Origin of the sequence: Kitasatospora sp. NPDC089913 (assembly GCF_044748625.1) — a bacterium.
Classification (GTDB): domain Bacteria; phylum Actinomycetota; class Actinomycetes; order Streptomycetales; family Streptomycetaceae; genus Kitasatospora.
In genome coordinates, this window is the sequence record NZ_JBIVGI010000037.1 from 18,452 (window position 1) to 35,877 (window position 17,426).

Consider the following 17,426-nt stretch of genomic DNA (forward strand, 5'->3'; position numbering starts at 1 on the left):
ATCCGCCGCCGCGGCCCCCTGAACCTCGTTACCGGCCCACCAACCGGGCCCATCTCCGAAGGAGTCCATCAGTGACGGAAGGCACCACCTCCGCCGTCGAGGCCGAGGCCGCCCCCGGCGCCGACGAGAACATCGTCGCCCGCCTGGAGCAGGAGGGCGACATCGCGGCGGACTACCTGGAGGGTCTGCTCGACATCGCGGACCTCGACGGTGACATCGACATGGACGTCGAGGGCGACCGTGCCCTGGTCTCCATCGTCAGCGACGGCAACGACCGGGCCCTGCATCGGCTGGTCGGCCAGGACGGCGAGGTGCTGGAGGCGCTGCAGGAGCTGACCCGGTTGGCCGTCCACCGGGAGACCGGCGAGCGCAGCCGCCTCATGCTGGACATCGCCGGGTTCCGGGCCCGCAAGCGCACGGAGCTGGCAACCCTCGGGTCCGAGGCCGCGGAGCAGGTGAAGAGCTCCGGGGAGCAGGTCAAGCTGCGTCCGATGACCCCGTTCGAGCGCAAGGTCGTCCACGACGCGGTGGCCGCGGCCGGTCTGCGCAGTGAGTCGGAGGGCGAGGAGCCCCAGCGTTGCGTGGTCGTGCTGCCGGCCTGACGGCCGGGCGACCGTCGGCCGCCAGGGCGGCCGGCAAGCGACACGAGGACCCGACCCCGTCCGCCACGCGCGGGCGGGGTCGTCGTCCCTTCGCGGGGCGCTGGCCCGGCGAGAGATGTTTCACGTGAAACGGTGCAGGAGCGGGTCGGTGGATCCGGGGAGCGGAGAGGTCGAGATGGACACGGAGAGCGTGCCTGCCGGAGAGCCGGAGTCGGGGGCCGGTGGTCCGGACGCCGGGAGCGCGTCCGCGAGTGGGCGGCCGGCGGTCGAGCCGCCGCCCGCCCCGCCGGCCGTCGCCCGGGAGGTCTTCGGCGAGCGGTTCGACGCCGCCGTCCGCTACACCGAGCTGCTGGCGACCGAGGGCGTGACCCGGGGGCTGATCGGCCCGCGCGAGGTGCCCCGGCTCTGGGACCGCCACGTGCTGAACTGCGCGGTGCTCGCGGAGCTGCTGCCGGCCGGGACCACGCTCTGCGACGTCGGCTCCGGCGCCGGGCTGCCCGGCATCCCGGTGGCGCTGGCCCGCCCGGACGTCTCGGTGACCCTGCTGGAGCCGCTGCTGCGCCGGACCACCTTCCTGGAGGAGGTGGTCCGCGAGCTCGGTCTGGAGAACGTCACCGTGCTCCGCGGCCGGGCCGAGGAGATGGTCGGCAAGGTCGCGGTGGAGGTGGTGACCGCCCGTGCGGTGGCGCCGCTGGAGCGGCTGGCCGGCTGGGGCCTCCCGCTGCTGCGGCCGCACGGCCAGATGCTGGCGCTCAAGGGCGACAGCGCGGAGCAGGAGCTCGCCGACTCGCGGGCCGGGCTGGCGAAGCTCGGCGGGGTGGAGTGGTCGGTGATCTCGGTCGGTGACGGCACCCTGGAGACCTCGACCCGGGTGATCCAGGTCAAGGTGGGCGAGAGCCCGGGCGGCGTGCGGGCGGCGACCCGCCGGGCCAAGGCCGCGGCCAGGGCCGGCCGGGCCGCCGCCGGTGGCGCGACCCGCGGTGGTGACCGCGCCCGCAACCCCCGGCGGCGTCCCCGCTGACCGGCGGAACGGGAGTCGACACGGGCGGGTGGTCCTCGGACCACCCGCCCGTGGTCGTCCGCGGGGGTCGCGGAGCGTATCCGGCCGTCCGGTGACGGGAGGGCGGCGGACAGGCGACCTGGGGTCCACCGGAGTGTCGCATCGTCAGAATTCCGACATTGCGGGCATGGTGTTTCACGTGAAACGTCGCTCTCTGCTCTCGGGAATCCTCGCCCGCAGCCGGGCGGTGACTGTTGCCGCTCCGGTTTCACGTGAAACACTGAGCCCCATGCAGGACTCGGAGACCATCGACCAGATCGATGACACGCCCATCGCGCGTGCCGCCCAGGCTGCGGTCCAGGCCATCGGCCGAGCGGGCGAAGGACTGCCCCGGCCGGCCACCACCCGGGTGATGGTGGTGGCCAACCAGAAGGGCGGGGTGGGCAAGACCACCACCACCGTCAACCTCGCCGCCTCGCTGGCCATGCACGGGCTGCGGGTGCTGGTGGTCGACCTCGACCCGCAGGGCAACGCCTCGACCGCGCTCGGCATCGACCACCACGCCGAGGTTCCCTCGATCTACGACGTACTGGTGGAGGGCAAGCCGCTGGCCGACGTGGTCCAGCCGGTGGTCGAGGTCGAGGGGCTGTTCTGCGTCCCCGCCACCATCGACCTGGCCGGTGCGGAGATCGAGCTGGTCTCGCTGGTGGCCCGGGAGAGCCGGCTGCAGCGCGCCATCGCCGCGTACGAGCAACCGCTGGACTACATCCTGATCGACTGCCCGCCCTCGCTCGGCCTGCTGACGGTCAACGCCCTGGTCGCCGGCCAGGAGGTGCTGATCCCGATCCAGTGCGAGTACTACGCGCTGGAGGGCCTCGGCCAGCTGCTGCGCAACGTCGAGCTGGTCCGGGCGCACCTCAATCCGGCGCTGCACGTCTCCACCATCCTGCTCACCATGTACGACGCCCGGACCAGGCTGGCCGCCCAGGTGGCGGAGGAGGTCCGGACGCACTTCCCGCAGGAGGTCCTGCACACCGCGATCCCGCGCTCGGTCCGGATCTCGGAGGCGCCCAGCTACGGTCAGACGGTGCTCACCTACGACCCCGGCTCCACCGGTGCGCTCTCCTACCTGGAGGCGGCCCGGGAGCTGGCGCTGCGGGCGGTGCCCGCCGCGGGCGGCGGCTCGTTGGTGGGGCAGCAGCGGGACGGTTCGGGGCAGCAGGGCGCCCCGGTGGCACAGCACGGTACGACGGAGGGCAATCGGTGAGTGGTCGCAGGGGTCTGGGACGAGGACTCGGGGCGCTGATCTCCCCGGTGGCCCCGGCGGGTGGAGGGGCCGGGGGCGCGGCGCAGCCCGCGGTGGCCCCGTCCGGAGCGGCGTCGCCGACGGCGGTGCCGACACTGCCCTCGGGCCGGGGCACGCTGGCGGCCAAGGCCGCCGCGGAGAGTCTGCGGGAGCAGGCCGCCGCCGAGGTGGAGCTCGCCCGGGTGGAGGGCGCCTACTTCGCCGAACTGCCGCTGGACGCGATCACCCCCAACCCGCGCCAGCCGCGCGAGGTGTTCGACGAGGACAAGCTGGCCCAGCTGGTCGCCTCGATCAAGGAGGTGGGACTGCTCCAGCCGGTGGTGGTGCGCCAGTCCGCGCCGGGGCGCTTCGAGCTCATCATGGGCGAGCGGCGCTGGCGGGCCTCCCGGGAGGCCGGGCTCGAGCAGATCCCGGCGATCGTCCGGGCCACCGAGGACGACAAGCTGCTGCTGGACGCCCTGTTGGAGAACCTGCACCGGGCGGAGCTCAACCCGCTGGAGGAGGCGGCCGCCTACGACCAGCTGCTGCGGGACTTCTCCTGCACCCACGACGAACTGGCGGACCGGATCGGGCGCTCGCGTTCGCACGTGTCCAACACCCTGCGGCTGCTGAAGCTGCCGCCGGCGGTCCAGCGGCGGGTGGCCTCGGGGGTGCTCACCGCGGGCCACGCCCGGGCGCTGCTCGGGGCGCCGGACCCGGAGCGGCAGGAGGAGCTTGCCAAGCGGATCGTCGCGGAGGGGCTCTCGGTGCGGACCACCGAGGAGATCGTCGCGCTGATGGACCGGGAGGAGCGGCCCAAGCGCCAGGCGCCCAAGGCCGGGAAGATCCTCTCGCCGGCCTTCAACGATCTGGCGAGCCGGCTCTCCGACCGCTTCGAGACCCGGGTGAAGGTCGAGGTCTCACAGCGCGCCGGCAAGCTCGGCAAGGGCAAGGTGGTGCTGGAGTTCGGCTCCGTGGAGGACCTCAACCGGATCCTGGACAGCCTCGCGCCCGGTGAGGACGGACTGCGGCTGTCGCAGGGCTGAACCGGGCCGATCGCGGTACGCGATGGGTGCATGTTCCACGTGGGCGCTGTTTCACGTGAAACATGCACCCATCGGCGTTCGGGGGGAATGCTCGGTTGTGGAGTGGACGAGGAGGTGCGGGGCATGGGACGCCGGATCGTTCCGTTGACGCTGGACAACCTCGCGGACCTGCCGTCGACCTGCCGCTCCTGTGTGTTCTGGGAGCTGGACCCGGTCAGCGGCCGGGCGGCGGTGGAGTCCGGCGAGCCGGAGCTGGAGAAGGAGGGGTGGATCTCCGCCGTGCTGCTGGAGTGGGGGTCCTGCGGCCGGGTCGTCTACGTGGACGAGCAGCCGGCCGGGTTCGTGCTCTACGCCCCGCCCGCGTACGTGCCGCGTTCGCAGTCCTTCCCGACCAGCCCGGTGGCCTCGGACGCCGTCCAGCTGATGGTCAGCCGGGTGCTGCCGGGCTTCCAGCGGCAGGGGATCGGCCGGGTGCTGGTGCAGACGGTGGCCAAGGACCTGCTGGGCCGGGGCTTCCGGGCGATCGAGGCGTTCGGGGCGGTGGGGCGGCAGCCGGTCAGCTGTGTGCTGCCGGCCGAGCACCTGCTGGCGGTGGGCTTCAAGACGGTCCGCCCGCACCACCGCTATCCGCGGCTGCGGCTGGAGGCGCGGAACACGCTCTCCTGGCGGGGGGACGTGGAGGGGGCGCTGGAGCGGCTGCTGGGCGGCGGCCGGAAGGAGCCGGCGCTCCGGCCGTTCTGAGTGCTCCGGGCGTTCCGAGCGCTCCGGGCGACCTCCGGGACGGTCTCCCGGAGGGCCGGGGACAACGGACGAGGGCGGGACTCCCGGTGGGGAGTCCCGCCCTCGTGGCGTTCCGGGGGAACGGACCTAGATCAGGCCGTCCAGCTCGCGCAGCAGCGCGGCCTTCGGACGGGCCCCGGTGATCTGCTTCACCGGCTCGCCGTTCTTGTAGAGGATCAGGGTCGGGATGGAAATCACGTTGTACGTCGCGGCGGTCTGCTGGTTCGCGTCGACGTCGAGCTTGGCGATGGTGAGCTTGTCGCCGTGCTCGGCCGCGATCTCCTCCAGGACCGGGGCGACCTGACGGCACGGGCCGCACCATTCGGCCCAGAAGTCGACGAGAACGGGCTTGTCGCTCTTGAGGACGTCCGCATCGAACGTCGCGTCGGTCACGGTGGTGGTGGCGCCGGCCACGGTCACTCCTAGGGGTCAAACGGGCGAGGGGCTGCCAGGGCTACAACACCGCACGGGGCGGATCTGTTTCGTCCCGGCGGGGCGGGTGCGCTCCACGTGGAACGCGCCCGCCCTTACGGTGGATCGCTTCGGGTCAGACCGCGACGGTGGCGGCCTGGGCCTCCAGGTCGGCCAGCGAGGCGAGGTAGCGCTCGGCGTCCAGGGCGGCCGAGCAGCCGGTGCCGGAGGCGGTGATGGCCTGGCGGTAGGTGTGGTCGACCACGTCGCCGGCGGCGAAGACACCCGGGATGTTGGTACGGGTGGAGGGGGCCTCGACCTTGAGGTAGCCCTCGGCGTCGAGCTCCAGCTGGCCCTTGAAGAGCTCGGTGCGCGGGTCGTGGCCGATCGCGATGAAGAGGCCGGTGACCGGGAGCTCGCGCAGCTCGCCGGTGGTGGTGTCGCGCAGGGTGACACCGGTCAGCTTCGGGTCGCCGTGGATGGCCTCGACCGCGCTGTCCCACTCGAAGCTGATCTTCTCGTCCGCGAACGCGCGCTCCTGCATCGCCTTGGAGGCGCGCAGGGTGTCCCGGCGGTGGACGACCTTGACGCTGCGGGCGAAGCGGGAGAGGAAGGTCGCCTCCTCCAGGGCGGTGTCGCCGCCGCCGACCACCGCGATGTCCTGGTCGCGGAAGAAGAAGCCGTCGCAGGTCGCGCACCAGGAGACGCCCCGGCCGGACAGCTTGTCCTCGTTGGGCAGCTCCAGCTTGCGGTGCTGGGAGCCGGTGGTGACGATCACCGCGCGGGCCTTGTGCACATTGCCCTCGGAGTCGGTGACGGTCTTGATGTCACCGGTGAGGTCGACCGAGACGATGTCGTCGGGGATCAGCTCGGCGCCGAAGCGCTCGGCCTGGGCCCGCATGTTGTCCATCAGCTCGGGACCCATGATGCCGTCCCGGAAGCCGGGGAAGTTCTCGACCTCGGTGGTGTTCATCAGCGCGCCACCGGCGGTGACGGCACCCTCGAAGACCAGGGGCTTGAGGGAGGCGCGGGCCGTGTAGAGGGCGGCGGTGTAGCCGGCGGGGCCGGAACCGATGATGATCACGTTACGGACGTCGCTCACTGCATCTCCTGGTTCGCATCGCGACCCGCGTTTGCTGCGGGGAGGGCGGTCCTGCTCCGCCGCCCGGGACAACGACTGACCAGTGTCTCGCATTCCCAGGGGGATCAGTACCAGGCGACCGCACTGTGGGAGTGTCGCGCGGTCCGCGGCATGGATCGCACGGGAACCTCCGGTCAGGGCGCGGGGACGGTCAGATGGTGCAGGACCGGCCCGCAGTCGGGGGCGCGGAGGTAGACGTCGACCAGCTCGGGACGGCCCGGCAGGGTGTACACCAGGAGGTCCGCGGCCGCGCCGGCGTAGCTGCCCCGGTCGGTGGCCAGCAGGGTGGCGGTGCTGGGGGGCGGGCAGGCCGGGGTGGAGCGGTTGCCGCCGGTGAGGCCCTGGCCGCTCTCGGCGGGCGGTACGGCGGTCGCTCCGGAGCCCTCCGAGGGGTCGGTGGCGGCGGGGCCCGAACCGGGGCCGGCGGAGGGCTTGACCGGGCGGGCGGTGCCCGTGGTGGCGAGCAGCTGCGCGACCTGGGCGGCGAGCCGGTCGTCCTGGTAGGCCGTGCCGCCGGTCGAACGGTCGGTCTTGGCCCCGGCGGCGGAGCTCTCCGGGGCGGCGGTGCCGGCGGCGGCACTGCCGGCGGTGGCGCTGAGGTCCTGCCGCCCGGAGGAGGACAGGGAGAGGAAGGCGCCGCCGAGGCCGAGGACGACCAGCGCGGCGGCCGAGCCGAGCAGCAGGGCCCTCCGGCGCCCGCGGCGGGACCGTCCCGGGCCGCCGCCGGCCGCGGGGCGGGACGGCGGGGCCTTGGGCGGTGCGGCGGCCGGGGTGGCGCCGGTGGCGCCGGTGGTGGTCGCGGGCCGGGCGGCCGGCACGGTCGGCGCTGCCGCGGCTGCCGTGGCGGGCACATCGCCGGGCACATCGGCGGACGTGGCCGCCGCGGGCGGTCCGGCGGCGGCGGCGGCCGCGAGGGCGGCGTCGATCCGGGCGGCGACATCGGCCGGCACGGCCGGAGGCTCGACGGCGCCGAGCAGCGCCCGCACCTCGGTGAGCGCGTCGACGGTCTCCCGGCAGTCGGCGCAGCCGGCCAGGTGCTTCCGGAGCGCATCGGCCCCGGCGGGGGCGAGCAGGTCCTCGGCGAGGTCGGCCAGCTCGTCGACCGAGGGGTGCGGTCCGGCGGTGGGGTCGGAGGAGGGGAGCGGTGCTGTCATCGCGTGCTCGCATCTCCTTCCAGAATCGGCCGGGCTGGATCCGGGGCTGTCCCTGTGACGGTGCGGCCGTCCGGTGGGTTCCCGGTCGGTCGGGCGGTGTTGCCCGGGGGCGGTGTTTCACGTGAAACACCGCTCCCCCGCGGCCCCGGGTCCGGCTCCTCGCGCAGGTGCCGGACGAGCGGCAGCAGCCGGGCCCGGCCCCGGGCGCAGCGGCTCTTCACCGTGCCCACCGGGACGCCCAGCAGTTCGGCCGCCTCGGCGACCGGATAGCCCTGCATGTCGACCAGGACCAGTGCGGCCCGTTGTTCGACCGGAAGCTCGGCGAGCGCGGCGGAGAGCTCGCGGTGCACTTCGGCGCGCACCACCGGGGAGTCGGCCGGTTCGGCCGAGCCGACCAGGGCGTCCAGCCGCTGCGGATCGTCGTCGAGCGGCTTGGTCCGGCGGGTGGCCGCCCGCCGGGCCCGGTCCAGGCAGGCGTTGACCACGATCCGGTGCAGCCAGGTCGTGACGGCGGAACGGCCCTGGAAGGTGTGGGCGGACCGGAAGGCGGAGACCAGGGCGTCCTGGAGGGCGTCGGCGGCCTCCTCGCGGTCGCCGAGGGTGCGCAGGGCGACGGCCCAGAGCCGGTCCCGGTGGCGGTTCACCAGCAGGCCGAAGGCCTCCCGGTCGCCGCCGACGTGCCGGGCGAGGAGCGCCGCGTCCTCGTCGGCCCGCTCCGGTCCGTCCTGCGCCACGTCCACCCCTCGCCGTTCGTGCCCCGCCACCGCGGTGGACGGGTCAGCCGAAGACCTTCACGTCGCCGAGGAAAGCCTGGTACTTGCCCGCGTTCGGACCGCCGTCCGGATTCTTGGACAGGTTGGTCAGCCAGATCAAGAGATAGCGGGTGGTGACCGGGCTGTCCAGGTTGTACTCGACCGCGGTGCCGGCCTTCTTCCCCAGGACGGTGAAATCACCCGGCTTGGCGGTCTGCGCGTTGCCGACGCTCTTGCCGGGCATCCGGAGCTCGGCGGTGGTGGCGGTGCTCCACTTGAGGGTCACCCTGGAGACCGTCTGCACCGAGCCGAGGTCGAGCAGCAGCCCGGTGCCCTCCTTGGTGCCCTTGGACCCGAACGCGTCGTTGTACCAGTTGGTCTGCCACTCGCTGGCCGGGTCGTCGTCGATGGCCTTGGCGAGGCTGGCCGCGCCGTCCGCACGGTCGCCCAGCGGGTTGTAGGACAGCGCCTCCTTGACCGGGACCGGAGCCGGGTCGTGGGTGGCCGCGTGGGCGGTCGGGGTGGCGGAGGAGGAGCTGGGCTGGGGGGAGGCGACGGCCGTGCTCCCGGGGCGCAGGTTGTCCACCAGCTGCCAGGAGGCGACGCCGATGGCGCCGAGCGCCACCGTCCACGCGGTCACCTTGACCACCGTGCGCAGCCGCCGCCCGTTGCGTCGCACCGGGGCGGCCACCGGGACCGGGGCGGTGCCGGGGGCGGCGACCACCCGGGTCGGGTTGGGCGCGGTCGGCAGCGCGTGGGTGTTGTGGCGCGGCGGGCTGGTGAAGGCCGGGAGCTCGGGCTGGGGCTGGCGGATGCGGGGCATCAGGGCGATCGCCCGGGCCAGCCCGTCGGGGGTGGTGATCGGCTCGGCGTGGTGCGGCGGGTGGTCGAGCAGGGCCCGGGCGGCCAGTTCGGACAGGCCCTTGTGGACGCCGGCGCGGACCTGGTCCGGTGCCACCTCGCGGAGGTTCCTGGGCAGGCCCTTGAGGTCGTAGCGGTCCTCGGGGTAGGGCCAGCGGTGGGTGAGGGCGGCGAACAGCAGGGCGCCGATGGCCCGGGTGTCGACGCGCTCGGCGTCCTCCCCGCCGCCCTCGCCGGTGAGGCCGCGCAGCGCGGCGTCCACCGCGATGCCGTTGATCCGGTACTGACCGCTGTCGGTGCGCAGCACGCAGCGCGGGGTGAGCCGCAGATGGGCCTGGCCGCGCCGGTGGGCGGCGGCCACCGCGTCGGTGACCTGGCGGACCATCTGGTAGGCCTCGTGCGGCTCCAGCGGGCCGTCGGAGAGCAGCTTGGCGAGGTCGGAGGCGTGCGGCAGCCACTCCCGCACCACGTAGACCAGCTCGCCCTCCTGGACGGCGTCCAGGACCTGTACGAAGCGCGGGTCGCCGAGCAGGGCGGCGGACTTGGCGGCCGCCAGCACCTTGCGGGCGCGCTGGTGGCCGGAGGCCATCAGGTGGACCCCGACCGCCCGGCGGAGCTTCTCGTCGACCGCCCGCCAGCTGCTGAAGGTCTCGGTGGAGGAGATGCACTCCTCCAGCCGGTAGCGGTGGCCGATCATGTCGCCGCTGCGCCGCTGCGGGGCGGGCAGGGTCTTCGGCAGGGTGGCGGTGTCGCGGGGGTCGTGGGTCGGCTGGGGGTCCCGCGGGGGGCGCTTGGCGGGTGCCGCGGCGGCCGGGCCCGGGTCGGTCCGGCCGGCGGCGTCGGCCGAGGCCAGCTCGGCGGCGATCTCGGAGACCGACAGCGGGGCGGTCGACTCCGCGGTCGGCTCGGCGGGGGCCGGTCCGACCGGGGCGGGTCCGGTGCCGGTGGGTCCGGTCCCGGCGGGTCCGGGCGCTGCGGGCGCGGCCGGAGCCGGGGCGGGTGCGGCCGCGCCGTCGTCGGTGCGGCCGCCGCGGCCGTTCTTCGTGGCGGGGGAGCCGGCCGCGGTGGCCCGGGCCGTGCCGTCGGCGAGTTCGTCGATCGCCGCCGCGAGCGCGGCCTCGTCCGCCGCCCCGTCAGCTGCCGATGTGTCGACGACCGCCTTGGTGCCATCAGCCACCGTGGTCCTGCCTCCCCTTGTGTCGCCCCGGGCCTGAGAGAGAGTCGTTGGAGCGCATCGGCGGGTGACTCCGGTGCTCCAGGACAATTGTGCCCACTGTTCTCCACCGGGTACGACCGCCGAAAGGTCCTGGCGGTTGCCTGTTGGTGGAGAGATGTGGTGCAGATCCGACGCCGGGCCGCCCTGCCGGGCCCGGGACGACCCGGGGCCGGTGGCGGCCCGACCCCGGATCAGCGGCCCAGTCGGCCGCGCACCATACCCAGCATGGCGTTGAGTTCCTCGATCCGCAGCCGCTTCGCGATGAGCACGAAGACGGCCAGCTGGAGTCCGCCGGCCAGGACGACCGTCAGCACCGCGCCGGCCCAGCCGCCGACGACCTCGGTGACCGCCAGGCTGACGCCGAGACCGACCACCGCGGCCGGGACGGAGGCCGTCGTGAGGCGGGAGTAGGTCTTGCCGATGCGCTTGGTGTCCAGCCCGCCGATCTTCTTCTTCAGCTTGGGCACCGCGACCGTCACTCCGACGGCGTACGCGAGTCCGTAGCCGAAGGCCATCCCGGTGACCGTCCACTCCGGGGGCAGGAGCACCCAGCAGAGCAGCGAGAAGCCGGCCTGGCAGGCGGCCACCCACACGGTGTTGGAGAACGGCGTGCGGGTGTCCTCGTAGGCGTAGAAGCCGCGGAGCATCACGTACTGCGCCGAGTACGGGATCAGGCCGAGGGCGAAGGCGGAGAGCATCAGGCCGACGTTGCGCGCGTTCTCCAGGTCGGTGCCGCCGCCGCCCACCGCGTAGATGGACTGGCCGATGGCCGGTCCGAGCGCGAGGAACAGGAACGCGGCCGGGACGACCGCGACGGCGGTGGTGCGCAGTCCGTAGGAGATGTCGTCACGGACGGCGCCGGCGTCCTCGTCGGCGGCCGCGCGGGACAGCCGGGGCAGCACCGCGCTCATGATCGAGACGGTGATGACGGCCTGCGGGAGCTGCCAGATCAGCAGCGCGTTGGAGAAGGCCGCGAGGCCGACACCGCCGTGGCCGCCGGTCGCGGCCTCGGCGCCGGCGGCGGTGGCCAGCTGGGTGATGACCAGGTAGCCGGCCTGGTTGGCGAGGACGAAGAAGAAGGTCCACTTGGCCAGCCGGGCGGCCTTGCCCAGGCCGTGCCCGCGCCAGTCGAACCGCGGCCGGAAGGAGAAGTCGGCCGCCCGGAGGTACGGGATCATCGCCAGGGACTGCACGGCGAGGCCCACCAGGGTGCCGATGCCGAGCAGCCGGACGCCCTCGGGGGTGATCGTCTCCGGCGTGACGTGGGTGCCGTTGAAGCCCCCGTAGACCCAGATGTAGGCGCCGAAGGTGAAGATCACCACGAGGTTGTTCAGGACCGGGGTCCACATCATCGCGCCGAACCGGCCGCGGGCGTTGAGGATCTGGCCCATCACCACATGGATGCCCATGAAGAAGATGGTCGGCAGGCAGTACCGGGCCAGGGCCACGGTGGTGTCCGCGCGGGCCGGGTTCTCCATCATCGGGTGGGCGATCAGCTGGACCAGCAGCGGTGCTCCGAGCACGGCCAGGAAGACCACGCCGGCCAGGCCGACCATCACCAGGGTGAGCAGCCGGTTGGCGTAGGCGGTGCCGCCGTCCGCGTCGTTCTTCATGCTGCGGACCAGCTGCGGCACGAAGACGGCGTTCAGCGCGCCGCCGCCGATCAGGATGTAGAGCAGCGTCGGCAGGGTGTTGGCGGCGTTGTAGGAGTCGCCCATCACGGCGATGCCGATCGCGCCGGCGATCACCATGGTGCGCAGGAAGCCGGTGCCCCGGGAGACCAGGGTGCCGGCCGCCATGATCGCGCTGGAGCTCAGCACCGAGGCGATCCTGCCGCCGCCGGCGGTCTGCTCGGCGGGCGCGGCCGGGGCGGCGTCCGCGGGGCGGGCCTGCTCCTCGGCCGCGAGGTCGGCGAGCGGCTCCACGGCGGGCGGCAGCTGCACCGCGGCCACCTGGAGGGTGGCCTCCTCCTCGGAGAGCGGCGGGTCGAACTCGATCGGCGGGACGAACGGCCTGGGACCGTCCTGGCCGCCGTGGCCGCCGTGGCCGTAGGCGGGCTGAGGCCCGTGCTGCGGCGTGTGCTGTCCCGGGTACGCGCCGGCCGGGGGGAACGGCGCGGGCGGGACGGCCGCGGCCGGCGGCTGCCCGCCGGGCTGCTGGACCGGGTGCTGCTGCTGGAGCGGGTGCTGCTGCGCGGCGTGCTGCTGGGCCGGGTACGGCCGGCCGGGGGACGCCTGGGCCGGCGGGCGCGGGGCCTCGGCCGTGGTCCGGCCGCCGAAGAGCGAGTCCACCCCGACGTACTCGGTGGACTCGGAGTCCCAGGCGGAGTGCGCCGGTCCGGGCTGCCACTGCTGCTGCCCGCCCCAGCCCTCGGCCGGGGCGGCCGGAACGCCCGGCTGCTGCGGCCGGTCGTCGCGCCAGTCCGCCCGCGCGGGGGTGTCCCAGCCGGGCTGGACCGGGGGCACCGGCGGGCCGAACGGCGTCGGCGGCACCGGCGCCGGGTAGTCGCCGCCCTGCGGCGGCAGCTGCGGGGGAACGTCGTACGCGGCCACCGGCTGTTGCGGCGCGGCGGGCGGGGCGGTCCGCAGACCGTACGGGTCCGGCTCGCCCGGACCGTCGCGGTACGCGTCGGCCGCGTACGGGTCCTGGGCGTAGGTGTCGGCCACGTACCAGTCGCCGGAAGGCGACTCGGCCCCCGGACGGCCCTCTCCGCGGCCCGGAGGCCGCTCCTCGCTGCGCCCGGTCATGTCACCTCTTCGCTGTCGTGGGGAGGCCGCTCCGGAGTCGGGCGGTATCGGCGCTGTCAAGGACCAACCTTCTCATCACTGGTGGCCCGATCCCGGCCATCCGCGCTGCTGTCGCGCGGTGTCCGCGCCGCTCCGTCCTGATCCGGCCGTCCCGGACCGGCCGGGCGGTCGGCGTCCGCGGCGTCGGCGGCGGTCCCGGGGCCCTCCCCGCGCTCGCTCCGGCCCGGGCCGTCGGTGTCGTCCGGGCCGGCCCCGCCGTCCTGGGGGGCGAGCGGCGCGTCGCCCTCGTCGCCGTGCGCCACCCGCCGCTTGCGCTGGCGGACGAACCGCAGCGCGGCGAGCAGGAGCAGCAGCACGCCGCCGCCGAAGACGTAGAGCACCCCGTTGGTCACCGAGGTGACCTGGACGGTGAAGGTCACCGGTTCGCCGTACTTCTGCGGGTTCGGCCCGGTGGTGTAGAGCTGGGCCGTCATGCTCACCGGCCCGTTGTTCTTCGCCTCGGCGGGGAAGCGCAGGGTGACGCTCTGCGAGGCCGGCAGCACCAGTTCCTCGGTCGGCAGCTCGACCCGGAGCCGGTTGGGCTGGGCCGGGGTGAGGACCAGCTTGAGGTTGGTGACGGTCTGGGTCAGGTCGTTGCGGACGCTGACCTGGAGCACCCCGGTGTCGCCCGCGAAGGTGATCTCCCGCTTCGGCGGCACCTTCACCGCGCCGGTCAGCTCCTTGAGGTAGCGCTTCACGCCCTCCCGGTAGCCGGCCCCGGCCGAGCCCTCGGTGCGCCACTCGGTGGACAGCGAGCGGACCATGGCCGCGCTGAACGGGCCGCGCACCCGCTGCGGCAGGGTCAGCACCCGCATCAGCGTGTCCAGGTCGGTCTGGATCCGGGTGGTGGTGGTCAGGTCGAACGCCGACAGCTCCGCGTCGCGGGCCCGGGCCGGGTAGTCGGTGGGGGCCGGGACGGTGGTGTTGGCCTTCGGGTCCGGCGGCAGCTGGGCCAGGGTGTCCAGCTTGACCGGCTCGACCCACTTGCCGTCCTGGGCGGCCTGGAGGGCGGTCGCGAGCACCTTGGCGGCGTTGGCGTCGAGTTCGCGCGGCGGCATCACCAGCAGGCCGCGCGGGTTCTGCGGCTCCTGGCGGGAGATCACGAAGGTCTCGGCGAGGAAGCGCTGGACGGCCCGGCTCTGCTCCTCCTGGGTCCCGAGCCCGCCCTCGAACAGGGAGGAGATCAGCTGGTCGGCGACCACCGCGGTCTGCCCGTTGCCGATCGGCCGGGCGGCCGAGGGGGTGTACTTCAGCGCGTCGGACTCGGGCATGCTCGCGCCGTTCACCAGCACCAGGCTGTTGCCGGTGCGCTGGGCGACGGCGGTGATCCGCTGGTCCAGGTAGCCCTCGTAGGGCCAGGCGACATCGGCCCGGGTGTCCACCGACAGCCGGCCCTCGACGGTCAGCCGGCCGGCGGTGGCCGCCTTGCCGAGCGCGGTGTCGATGCCCTCCAGCTCGGGGGCGTTGTGCGCGATCGAGGCGAGGTCGGGATCGGCGTACGGCAGCGCCACCACCTGGCTGCCCGGCTTGGCCACGGCGGCCCGCAGCTTCTCCAGCCAGGCGGTGGCGGCGGCGGTACCGGTGCCGGGGACGGTGTTGTCCTCCTTGGCCGCGTTGCCCTCGGTGCCCGGCTTCTGCACCACGTAGCGCCTGGTCATCGCGAACGCGGTGTCCAGCAGGTCCGGGTCCACCACCCAGGTCAGCCCGGTCAGCGCGGCGCCCGTGTCGACCAGCGCGTACAGCCGGCCGCCGGGGGCGAACTCGGTGGCCAGGCTGTCGTCCCGGAGCACCGGGACGGTCTGGTCGTTCTCGGAGAGGGTCTGCGCGGCCAGCACCGGCGCGTGCACCAGCGGCCAGAGGGTGGTCACCCTGGACGGCTGGGCGTCGGCCGGCGAGGGGTTGTAGGGCAGGAAGCTGCGGGCGATGCCCAGCGGACGGTCGCGCTGGTTGTCGGCGGTCGAGCCCCAGACGTCCACCGCCAGCTCGTACACGCCCTCGCCGGAGAGCTGCAGGTCGGCGACGGCGACGCTGAGGGTGTACGGCTGGGTCTGGCCGGGGCCGAGCTCGTTGAGGGCGTACTGCGGGCTGTCCATCGAGACGCCGTCCGCGTTGAGCGGGACGCTCCGGGAGGACACCGACGCGAGGTCGCTGCGGGTGGTGAGCGGCTTGCTCGGCCAGGGCCGGCGGACGGCCGCGTGCGCGGACTTCAGCACCGACCGGCCGGCGTTGGTGACGTGCCCGGTGATCGTCACGGTGCCGCTCTGCACGGCGACCGGCTTGCTCACCGACTCGATGGTCATGGTCACCGGGAGCTCGGCACTGACCGCCGTGTCGGCCACCGGCCTGGCTCCCCCAGCCGGGGCCGCGCCGGCGGAGCCGCCGGGCAGCGCCGAGGCGAGCACCAGGGCGGCGCCGAGCGCGCCCGCCAGCCGTCGGACGGTTCGTCCCAGGCCCCGTCCGGGGCGCCCGTCCGGCTCCGGACCGGGGTGCCGTGCCGGCTCACTCACGCGGTTCGCCCTCGCTCACGGGTTCGCCCTCGCCGTTCTCGATCGCTGCTGCTGCTGCCGTGCTGCTGCGGATGTTCCGTCGGCCGTGGGATGCCGTGAGGAGCAGCCGTGAAGAAAATGTGGCGGTCCGGTGCCCCGGCGGCCGTGGCGGCGCACGGCACCGTGGCCCGTGCTCGGTGCATCCGGACTCGTTCCACCGGCATGGTAACGATGTGGTGAGGGGTGCGGTGTTGCGGGCCGGGGAGTGAGCCGCCGGAAACACGCGGGCGACCGGGCCGCCGGGCCACGTACCCTTGTGAGCCGTGTCCACTGCCAATGAGCCCACCGCCCACCCGACCGGCACCCATCATTCCAGTTCCGCCGTCCAGGTCGTCCCCGGCCTGAGCGAGGCGCAGACCCTGGGTCTGCAGGAACTGCTGCGGGTCTCCCCGGTCGCCGACGAGATCGCCCGCCGCTTCCAGGCGTCCGGTCACCGGCTCGCGCTGGTCGGCGGCTCGGTCCGGGACGCCCTGCTGGGCCGGCTCGGCAACGACCTCGACTTCACCACCGACGCGCGTCCGCAGCAGGTGCTGAAGCTGGTCAAGGGCTGGGCCGACGCGGTCTGGGACGTCGGCATCGCCTTCGGCACGGTCGGCGCGCGCAAGGACACCCCGGAGGGGTCCTTCCTGATCGAGATCACCACCTACCGCTCCGAGGCGTACGACCGCACCTCCCGCAAGCCCGAGGTGAGCTACGGCGACACCATCGAGCAGGACCTGGTCCGCCGCGACTTCACGGTCAACGCGATGGCCGTCGACCTGCCCGGCCGGGGCTTCGTCGACCCGCACCGCGGCCTGGACGACCTGGAGGCCCGGGTGCTGCGCACCCCCGCCACCCCCGAGGAGTCCTTCTCCGACGATCCGCTGCGGATGATGCGGGCCGCCCGGTTCGCCGCCCAGCTTGACTTCGAGCCGGCCCCCGAGGTGGTCGCGGCGATGACCGCGATGGCCGACCGGATCACCATCGTCTCCGCCGAGCGGGTGCAGGCCGAGCTGAACAAGCTGCTGCTGGCCGCGCACCCGGTCAAGGGCCTGCGGCTGCTGGTCGACACCGGCCTGGCCGACCACGTCCTCCCCGAGCTGCCGGCGCTGCGCCTGGAGCGGGACGAGCACCACCGCCACAAGGACGTCTACGAGCACTCGCTGACCGTTCTGGAGCAGGCGGTCGACCTGGAGCAGGACGGTCCCGACCTCACCCTGCGGCTGGCCGCGCTGCTGCACGACATCGGCAAGCCCCGCACCCGCCGCTTCGAGCAGGACGGCCGGGTCTCCTTCCACCACCACGAGGTGGTGGGCGCCAAGATGACCCGCAAGCGGATGCGCGACCTGAAGTACTCCAAGGAGCTCACCGAGGACGTCTCGCGGCTGGTCGAGCTGCACCTGCGCTTCCACGGCTACGGCGGCGGCGAGTGGACCGACTCGGCGGTGCGCCGCTACGTCACCGACGCCGGCCCGCTGCTGGAGCGGCTGCACAAGCTGACCCGCTCGGACTGCACCACCCGGAACCGGAAGAAGGCGGCCGCGCTCTCCCGCACCTACGACGGTCTGGAGAGCCGGATCGAGGAGCTGAAGCAGCAGGAGGAGCTGGACGCCGTCCGCCCCGCGCTGGACGGCAACCAGATCATGGAACTGCTCGGCCTGAAGCCCGGCCCCGCGGTCGGCAAGGCCTACAAGCACATGCTGGAGCTGCGGCTGGAGCACGGTCCGATGGAGCACGACGCGGCGGTCGCCGCGCTGCGCGACTGGTGGGCCGCCCAGCAGTAGGACGCGGACCGCCGCGAGGGGCGGCCCCGGGGTTCTTCCGGGGCCGCCCCTCGTCCGTGCGCGGGCCGGTCGGCGCGGGCCCG

The 17,426-nt window shown here is 74.0% G+C and carries 13 protein-coding genes; 6 read left to right on the plus strand and 7 right to left on the minus strand.

Features of this window, described 5'->3' with window-relative positions; translation table 11 throughout:
• Window positions 1-71: 71 nt before the first annotated feature.
• The 5 genes from ACIPYS_RS35845 (at window position 72) to ACIPYS_RS35865 (ending at window position 4,674) form a co-directional block, all read left to right on the plus strand.
• Window positions 72-602 carry a R3H domain-containing nucleic acid-binding protein gene (locus ACIPYS_RS35845; RefSeq protein WP_093861211.1) on the plus strand — a complete coding sequence of 177 codons (531 nt, stop codon included), beginning with the start codon at window positions 72-74 and terminating at the stop codon, window positions 600-602.
• A gap of 175 nt (window positions 603-777) precedes the next feature.
• Complete coding sequence (rsmG, locus tag ACIPYS_RS35850; RefSeq protein ID WP_093861210.1) at window positions 778-1,623, plus strand: 16S rRNA (guanine(527)-N(7))-methyltransferase RsmG; 846 nt, start codon at window positions 778-780, stop codon at window positions 1,621-1,623.
• Between the two features lie 268 nt (window positions 1,624-1,891).
• On the plus strand, window positions 1,892-2,869 hold the full coding sequence (locus ACIPYS_RS35855; protein ID WP_093861209.1) for a ParA family protein: 978 nt from the start codon (window positions 1,892-1,894) through the stop codon (window positions 2,867-2,869).
• A complete protein-coding gene (locus ACIPYS_RS35860; RefSeq protein WP_093861208.1) occupies window positions 2,866-3,933 on the plus strand; it encodes a ParB/RepB/Spo0J family partition protein in 1,068 nt (355 codons plus the stop codon). The genes ACIPYS_RS35855 and ACIPYS_RS35860 overlap by 4 nt, the downstream gene beginning before the upstream one ends.
• A gap of 123 nt (window positions 3,934-4,056) precedes the next feature.
• A complete protein-coding gene (locus ACIPYS_RS35865; RefSeq protein ID WP_093861207.1) occupies window positions 4,057-4,674 on the plus strand; it encodes a GNAT family N-acetyltransferase in 618 nt (205 codons plus the stop codon).
• 126 nt (window positions 4,675-4,800) lie between these two features.
• Here the strand turns inward: ACIPYS_RS35865 and trxA are convergent, their stop codons facing one another.
• The 7 genes from trxA to ACIPYS_RS35900 form a co-directional block, all read right to left on the minus strand.
• A complete protein-coding gene (gene trxA / locus ACIPYS_RS35870; RefSeq protein WP_045938899.1) occupies window positions 4,801-5,127 on the minus strand; it encodes a thioredoxin in 327 nt (108 codons plus the stop codon).
• A gap of 133 nt (window positions 5,128-5,260) precedes the next feature.
• The gene (trxB, locus tag ACIPYS_RS35875) at window positions 5,261-6,226 is read right to left on the minus strand and encodes a thioredoxin-disulfide reductase (RefSeq protein WP_093861206.1); all 966 of its coding nucleotides are present in this window, start codon (window positions 6,224-6,226) and stop codon (window positions 5,261-5,263) included.
• Window positions 6,227-6,399: 173 nt separating this feature from the next.
• Window positions 6,400-7,419: an anti-sigma factor family protein gene (locus ACIPYS_RS35880; RefSeq protein WP_400754193.1), complete on the minus strand. Its 1,020-nt coding sequence runs from the start codon at window positions 7,417-7,419 to the stop codon at window positions 6,400-6,402.
• Entirely contained in the window at window positions 7,416-8,153 is a 738-nt protein-coding gene (sigM, locus tag ACIPYS_RS35885; RefSeq protein WP_400754196.1) for an RNA polymerase sigma factor SigM, read from the minus strand. Before sigM ends, ACIPYS_RS35880 begins: the two co-directional genes overlap by 4 nt.
• A 43-nt stretch (window positions 8,154-8,196) precedes the next feature.
• On the minus strand, window positions 8,197-10,209 hold the full coding sequence (locus ACIPYS_RS35890) for a protein kinase family protein (protein WP_400754199.1): 2,013 nt from the start codon (window positions 10,207-10,209) through the stop codon (window positions 8,197-8,199).
• A gap of 230 nt (window positions 10,210-10,439) precedes the next feature.
• Complete coding sequence (gene murJ, locus ACIPYS_RS35895) at window positions 10,440-12,995, minus strand: murein biosynthesis integral membrane protein MurJ (protein WP_400754202.1); 2,556 nt, start codon at window positions 12,993-12,995, stop codon at window positions 10,440-10,442.
• Between the two features lie 56 nt (window positions 12,996-13,051).
• Window positions 13,052-15,541: a DUF6049 family protein gene (locus tag ACIPYS_RS35900; protein WP_400754204.1), complete on the minus strand. Its 2,490-nt coding sequence runs from the start codon at window positions 15,539-15,541 to the stop codon at window positions 13,052-13,054.
• A gap of 380 nt (window positions 15,542-15,921) precedes the next feature.
• On the opposite strand from ACIPYS_RS35900, the gene ACIPYS_RS35905 reads away from it, so the two are divergent.
• The gene (locus ACIPYS_RS35905; RefSeq protein WP_400754247.1) at window positions 15,922-17,343 is read left to right on the plus strand and encodes a CCA tRNA nucleotidyltransferase; all 1,422 of its coding nucleotides are present in this window, start codon (window positions 15,922-15,924) and stop codon (window positions 17,341-17,343) included.
• Window positions 17,344-17,426: the final 83 nt, after the last annotated feature.

Bases quoted from the DNA above. Each gene is read 5' to 3' on its own strand.
- ACIPYS_RS35880 (WP_400754193.1), bottom strand. From the start codon at position 7,419: ATGACAGCACCGCTCCCCTCCTCCGACCCCACCGCCGGACCGCACCCC.
- rsmG (WP_093861210.1), top strand. From the start codon at position 778: ATGGACACGGAGAGCGTGCCTGCCGGAGAGCCGGAGTCGGGGGCCGGT.
- ACIPYS_RS35855 (WP_093861209.1), top strand. From the start codon at position 1,892: ATGCAGGACTCGGAGACCATCGACCAGATCGATGACACGCCCATCGCG.
- murJ (WP_400754202.1), bottom strand. From the start codon at position 12,995: ATGACCGGGCGCAGCGAGGAGCGGCCTCCGGGCCGCGGAGAGGGCCGT.
- ACIPYS_RS35865 (WP_093861207.1), top strand. From the start codon at position 4,057: ATGGGACGCCGGATCGTTCCGTTGACGCTGGACAACCTCGCGGACCTG.